This window comes from Stenotrophomonas sp. STEN020, assembly GCF_056760195.1.
Window position 1 is genome coordinate 21,676 of the sequence record NZ_JBRREI010000059.1, and the last position, 6,341, is coordinate 28,016.

Annotated in this window: 4 protein-coding genes; 3 read left to right on the forward strand and 1 reads right to left on the reverse strand. The window is 63.7% G+C overall.

The window, feature by feature from the left end; genetic code table 11:
* The first annotated feature begins 10 nt into the window (after positions 1 to 10).
* From ACVOLZ_RS18875 to dxs, 3 genes are all read left to right on the forward strand, one after another.
* Entirely contained in the window at positions 11 to 1,801 is a 1,791-nt protein-coding gene (locus tag ACVOLZ_RS18875) for an acyl-CoA dehydrogenase C-terminal domain-containing protein (RefSeq protein WP_481517462.1), read from the forward strand.
* 329 nt (positions 1,802 to 2,130) lie between these two features.
* The gene (locus ACVOLZ_RS18880; protein ID WP_481517463.1) at positions 2,131 to 2,796 is read left to right on the forward strand and encodes an HNH endonuclease; all 666 of its coding nucleotides are present in this window, start codon (positions 2,131 to 2,133) and stop codon (positions 2,794 to 2,796) included.
* 166 nt (positions 2,797 to 2,962) lie between these two features.
* Complete coding sequence (dxs, locus tag ACVOLZ_RS18885) at positions 2,963 to 4,873, forward strand: 1-deoxy-D-xylulose-5-phosphate synthase (protein WP_481517464.1); 1,911 nt, start codon at positions 2,963 to 2,965, stop codon at positions 4,871 to 4,873.
* Between the two features lie 228 nt (positions 4,874 to 5,101).
* Here the strand turns inward: dxs and ACVOLZ_RS18890 are convergent, their stop codons facing one another.
* Entirely contained in the window at positions 5,102 to 6,124 is a 1,023-nt protein-coding gene (locus ACVOLZ_RS18890; protein WP_481517465.1) for a TraB/GumN family protein, read from the reverse strand.
* Between the last annotated feature and the right edge of the window lie 217 nt (positions 6,125 to 6,341).

A 6,341-nucleotide genomic window follows, 5' to 3' on the forward strand; every position in this document is an offset into this window, starting at 1 on the left:
GAGCCGTCAGATGAGCAACTACAAAGCCCCTGTTACCGATCTCCGTTTCGCCCTGCACGACGTATTGAAGGCCGAGTCCCTGTTTGCATCGATGGGTTTCGAAGATGCCACTGCCGACGTCATCGACGCGGTGCTGGAAGAGGCCGGCCGTTTCAGCACCAGCGTGCTGGCCCCGCTCAATGCCATCGGCGACCAGACCGGCTGCAAGCTCGACAAGGCCACCAATGAAGTGACCACCGCACCGGGCTTCAAGGAAGCCTATGCGCAGTTCGTCGAAGGCGGCTGGACCGGCCTGACCGCATCGCCAGACTTCGGCGGCCAGGGCATGCCGGAAACCATGGGCATGGCGCTGAGCGAAATGGTGTCCTCGGCCAACCTGGCCTGGAGCCTGTTCCCGATGCTGTCGCACGGCGCAGTTGAAGCGCTCAAGCATTACGGCGAAGACTGGCAGAAGGAAGCTTTCCTCAAACCGCTGGTGGCCGGCAACTGGACCGGCACCATGTGCCTGACCGAGCCGCATGCCGGCACCGACCTGGGCCTGCTCAAGACCCGCGCCGAACCGAACGCCGACGGCAGCTATTCGATCACCGGCACCAAGATCTTCATCACCGCCGGCGAGCACGACCTCGCCGACAACATCGTGCACCTGGTGCTGGCCAAGCTGCCCGATGCACCGGCAGGCCCGAAGGGCATCTCGCTGTTCGTCACCCCGAAGTACAAGGTCGACCGCGAAGGCAAGCAGGGCGAGCGCAATGAACTGCATTGCGGCGCGCTGGAACACAAGATGGGCATCCACGGTTCGTCCACCTGCGTGATGAACTTCGACGGCGCCCAGGGCTACCTCGTCGGCCAGCCGCACAAGGGCCTGCAGGCGATGTTCGTGATGATGAACTCCGCCCGCCTCGGCGTTGGCGTGCAGGGTCTGGCGCAGTCCGAGCGTGCCTACCAGGGCGCATTGGCCTATGCCCGCGAACGCCTGCAGTCGCGTGCACCGAAGGGTGCCGTGCAGCCGGACAAGCCGGCCGATCCGATCATCGCCCAGCCTGATGTGCGCCGTATGCTGCTGACCACCAAGGCACTGACCGAAGGTGGCCGTCTGCTCGCCGCACACGCTTACACCCAGCTCGATGCCGCACACAGCAGCAGCGACGCGCAGGCGCGTGCTGACGCCGATACGCTGGTCAGCTTCCTCACTCCTATCGTCAAGGCCTGCCTGACCGAGTGGAGCATTGAGGCGACCTACAACGGCCAGCAAGTGTTCGGCGGCCACGGCTACATCGCCGAGCACGGCATGGAGCAGTACGCCCGCGACGCCCGCATCACCACCTTGTATGAAGGCACCACCGGCATCCAGGCGTTGGACCTGATCGGCCGCAAGACCGCCGCCTCGCAGGGCGCCGGCCTGAAGCTGTTCCTGGCTGAAATCGAGCAGTTCATCGCTGCCAACGCCAGCAACCCGGACGTGGCCGAGTTCCTGCCGGTGCTGGGTGGCAAGGCGCAGGAATGGGGCAAGCTGACCATCGACGTATTGCAGCGTGCTGCCGCCAACCCGGAAGAACTGGGCGCAGCCAGCTGGGATTACCTGTTCTACAGCGGCTACATCGCTGTGGCTTACTGGTGGGCACGTTCGGTGGTCGCTGCACAGGCTTCCAGCCACACTGATGCCTTCAAGCAGGCCAAGCTGGAGACCGCGCGCTTCTACTACGCCCGCATCCTGCCGCGCACCTTGAGCCACGCCGCCGGCATCGCCGCTGGTGCCGACTCACTGATGGCGATGGATTCGGTACGCTTCGGCGACTGATCCGACAGCAAAAGCAGGGGCAAAATCCCCCTCATCCACCCCTTCGGGGCACCTTCTCCCGCACGCGGGAGAAGGGAGTGATCAAGCTGCCTGCGATCTGCAAGCCCCTCTCCCGCCTGCGGGAGAGGGGTTGGGGTGAGGGCAGCTTCTGCTTAACCCCCTCCCTTGCGCCGAAGGCGGAGGGGAGGGTTGGGGAGGGGTGAGCTCTTAGGCGACTGAAACACCCCCAGCTTCGCGGCTCACGCCGCTCCTACAAAACCATCGGCAAAACCACCGACCCACCCGCCTTTACACAAACTGTCACGCATCGTGTATAAGCTGTTAACCCGATGGAGACAGACACTACACCGCGTAGTCTGATCGATACCGGAGCCGGGACTTCCGCTCCGATAGACGGGTTTTCACTTCCGCCCTCCCTGCACCGCCTTGGCTCCGTGCGACTGCTGTCGCTGGACGCGCATGGCCGCGTGTTGGACTGGATCAACTGGCAGGACGCTGCCTGCCTGTATGCACGCGGTGCCGTCGCCTGGACCATGGGTGATCCCTGCCTGCATGTACACGGCGCAATATCGCGGCTGACCGGCCTGCGCAGCGGCATGGACCTGCACCCGATCATCGCCTCGCGCGGCCACGCCCGCTCGCGCGCAATCGATCCCACGCCCAACCTCACCAATCCTGCGCTGTTCGCCCGCGACGCGCAGCTTTGCCTGTACTGCGGCCAGCATTTCAACCGCCCGCAGCTGACCCGCGACCACGTCCTGCCGGTCTCCAAAGGTGGCAAGGACACCTGGGAGAACGTGGTCAGTGCCTGCTTCCACTGCAACTCGCGCAAGAGCAACCGCACCCCGGCGCAGGCCAACATGCCGCTGCTGGCAGTGCCGTACCGGCCCAGCTGGATCGAGCACCTGATCCTGTCCAACCGCAACATCCTGGCCGACCAGATGGCCTTCCTGAAGTCGCAGCTACCGCGCAAAGCCCTGCAACGCGGGCTCTGAGCCCAGTACCGTAGCCCCGCGTATTCATGCGCAACTGCCATCCAGACTGAACACGGGCTTCAGCTTGGCGCCAAACCACCTCATCCGGCACTCATTGATGATGTGCTTTGCTTGCCCCACCCTCTCAGGACGGGGAAAATACCGTTTCGAGTGAAACGCGAAGACCATGATCGACTCTGCCAGCTATCCGCGCCTGTCGCGCATCAAGACTCCCGATGACCTGCGTCTGTTCGACGAGAGCGAACTGGGGGCCATTGCCGGCGAGTTGCGCGCCTACCTGATCGAATCGGTGGGCAAGAGCGGCGGTCACTTCGCGGCTGGCTTGGGCGTGATCGAGCTTACCGTCGCCCTGCACTATCTGTATGACACCCCCGTCGACCAGCTGGTGTGGGACGTGGGCCACCAGACCTACCCGCACAAGATCCTCACCGGTCGTCGCGACAGCATCCACACCGTCAAGCAGAAGGACGGCGTCGCGCCGTTCCCCAAGCGCGAGGAAAGCGAGTTCGACACCTTCGGCGTCGGCCACTCCTCGACCTCGATCTCGGCTGCCTTGGGCATGGCCATCGCGCGCCAGCGCCAGGGTGATGACCGCAAGGTGATCGCGGTGATCGGCGATGGCGCGATGACCGCCGGCATGGCCTTCGAAGCGCTGGCCCACGCTGGCGGCATGGACGACGAGCCGAACGTGCTGGTCATCCTCAACGACAACAACATGTCCATCTCCGAAGCCGTCGGTGGACTGACCAAGATGCTGGGCCGGGCAACCGCCAGCCGCACGCTCAACGCGCTTCGCGAGAGCGGCAAGAAGATCCTCGGCGACAAGCGCCACAGCCCGCCTGCGCGCTTCGTGAAGCGCTGGGAAGAACAGTGGAAGGGCATGTTCGTGCCCTCCACCGCCTTCGAGCAGATGGGCTTCCATTACACCGGCCCGATCGACGGCCATGACCTGCCGCTGCTGGTATCGACCCTAAAGCACCTGAAAGACGCCAAGGGCCCGCACCTGCTGCACATCATGACCACCAAGGGCAAAGGCTACGAGCCGGCCGAGGACGACCAGATCGGCTACCACGCCGTCGGTCCATTCGACCCCAGCAAGGGCCTGCCGGAAAAGGGCGCGCCCAAGAAGCCGACCTATACCGACATCTTCGGCGACTGGCTGTGCGATGCCGCCGCAGCCGACCCCAAGCTGTTGGCGATCACCCCGGCCATGCGTGAAGGCTCGGGGCTGGTGCGTTTCAGCAAGGAATACCCGCAGCGTTACTTCGACGTTGCCATCGCTGAGCAGCATGCGGTGACGCTGGCTGCCGGCATGGCCACCCAGGGTTCCAAGCCCGTGGTCGCCATCTACTCCACCTTCCTGCAGCGCGCCTACGACCAGCTGGTACATGACGTCGCCACCCAGGATCTGGACGTATTGTTCGCCATCGACCGCGCCGGTGTTGTCGGCCCGGACGGCGCTACCCACGCAGGCAACCTCGACCTGAGCTACCTGCGCTGCGTGCCGAACATGGTGGTCATGGCACCGGGCGATGAAGCCGAGTGCCGGCAGATGCTGAGCACCGGTCTGCAATACAAGGGCCCGGCCGCAGTGCGCTACCCGCGCGGCACCGGTCCCGGCGCAGCCGTCGGCACCGACCTGTCCACGCTGGAAATCGGCAAGGCGCAGTTGCGCGTGCAAGGCAGCCGCATCGCCATCCTTGCCTTCGGCGCGGCCGTGCCTGCGGCTGAGCAGGTCGGCCGCGAGCTGGGCCTGAGCGTGGTCAACATGCGTTTCATCAAGCCGCTGGACAAGGCGATGCTGCTGGAACTGGCACGCACACACGACGGCTTCGTCACCGTTGAAGATAACGTGGTCGCCGGTGGCGCGGGCTCGGGCGTTTCCGAACTGCTCAACGCCGAAGCCGTGCTGATGCCGATGCTGCACCTGGGCCTGCCCGACAGCTACCAGCACCACGCCAGCCGCGAAGACCTGCTGGCCGAAGCCGGGATTGATGCGGCAGGAATTCGCGCTGCAGTTTTGAAGCGCTGGCCGAAGCTGCAGGACAGCACCGCGCCATTGAGTGCGGCGAGCTAAGCTGAACTCAAGCATGTGAGCACCCCCGAATCCGATGCCAGTCCTCTGGCATCGGATTTTTCTTTTGTGGGAGCGGCGTAAGCCGCGAAGCAAAAGCACTATCCGGTGACAGGGAGCCTGGTTGCTCGAGCTACATCAGCTTCGCGGCTTACGCCGCTCCTACAAATCAACAACAGCGTAGCCGGCCGCCCATGCATCAGCCCCGTGCTCTCACCATAGAACTGCTCCTCAGGGCGACTCAATCTCATACCCGCGCGCCTGCAACGCTGCCAGATAACCATCTGCTTCCAGCAAACGATCCACCGGCAACATCGCAAACGTTTCTTCATTGCGTTGCAGCGCGCCCTCTGCAATCGACAACCAATGCTGCCGCACGCGAACCTTCAGATCGCCGTAGCCGCGATTGCGTACAAACCCAGACTCAGTCACCGCCTGCATGCAGGCACTGCCAGCATCTTCATAAGGCGAACGCCGCAGCGCCTCGATATCACCCACCGCCCAGGCATTTGCACGTTCAACCAAGGTCGGCAGATCGTGCTCGATCAAGGCAACGGTGCGCTCCAGACACAGCGCATCATTCATGCCGCCTTCGCGGAACTCACGGACTGCTGCCTTCGGATCTTCAATCTTGATCTTCAACGCCGTCGGCGTAGGCGTGATACCTGCTGCTTTTGCTGCCCCTTCTACTACAGGCCAGACAACCGGCTTCTGCCCCAAGCCAATCGCCTTGGTAGCCGCCGACTGCAGCTCAACGGCGGCGAACATCGGGCGCTTGCGCTCAATGCCGCCATCGCGCGGCAGATAGCGCTGTTTGACCGAACGCCAGCGCGCATATACCGCAGGCTCAAGTACATCACTCAACTCAGCGCCATCTTCATTGCGCATGCCTTTCCAGACCGAAGGCACCAAGGCCAACTTGCCGAAGAAGCCGATGTCCGCATCGAAGGTCAGAGCAGGCGGCAACAAGACCTGCTCCGAGCGCGCAATCACCGCACGCACCTCGTCGGCCCGCCATTCGATCTGGTTGGGCAAGGGCGACACTGTGCCCAATATCCAAAGCACATGCCCGTCCTTGCTGACCCGCCACAAGCCCGGGCCGGGTTGCACGCCATGGACGACCACCGCCTCCATGTCGCGGATTGGTGCCGCTCCCGTGCCTGCAGGCGCTTCTACCACGTCCTGCGCCGATACCCTTCCTGCAAACAAGCACATCAACAGACAGCAACCACGCAAGCTCTGCACCACCGACATACCTGTCTTCCTGGGGACGATCTGGTTGGCGACATTAGCCATTTCGCTGCACCGATGCGTTAGAACATCGTTCTTCAAGTGCAATAAGCTGCCAGCCAACCATGTAGTGGGGGGGGGGGGGGGGGGGGGGGGGGGGGGGGGGGGGGGCCCACGACCAGCCAGGGAACGGCGCACACAGGGAAAGACAAGAGAGACACCCACACCAACACCAACGACA

Coding starts and splice junctions, on each gene's coding strand:
- ACVOLZ_RS18875 (WP_481517462.1), top strand. CDS start 11: ATGAGCAACTACAAAGCCCCTGTTACCGATCTCCGTTTCGCCCTGCAC.
- ACVOLZ_RS18880 (WP_481517463.1), top strand. CDS start 2,131: ATGGAGACAGACACTACACCGCGTAGTCTGATCGATACCGGAGCCGGG.
- dxs (WP_481517464.1), top strand. CDS start 2,963: ATGATCGACTCTGCCAGCTATCCGCGCCTGTCGCGCATCAAGACTCCC.
- ACVOLZ_RS18890 (WP_481517465.1), bottom strand. CDS start 6,124: ATGTCGGTGGTGCAGAGCTTGCGTGGTTGCTGTCTGTTGATGTGCTTG.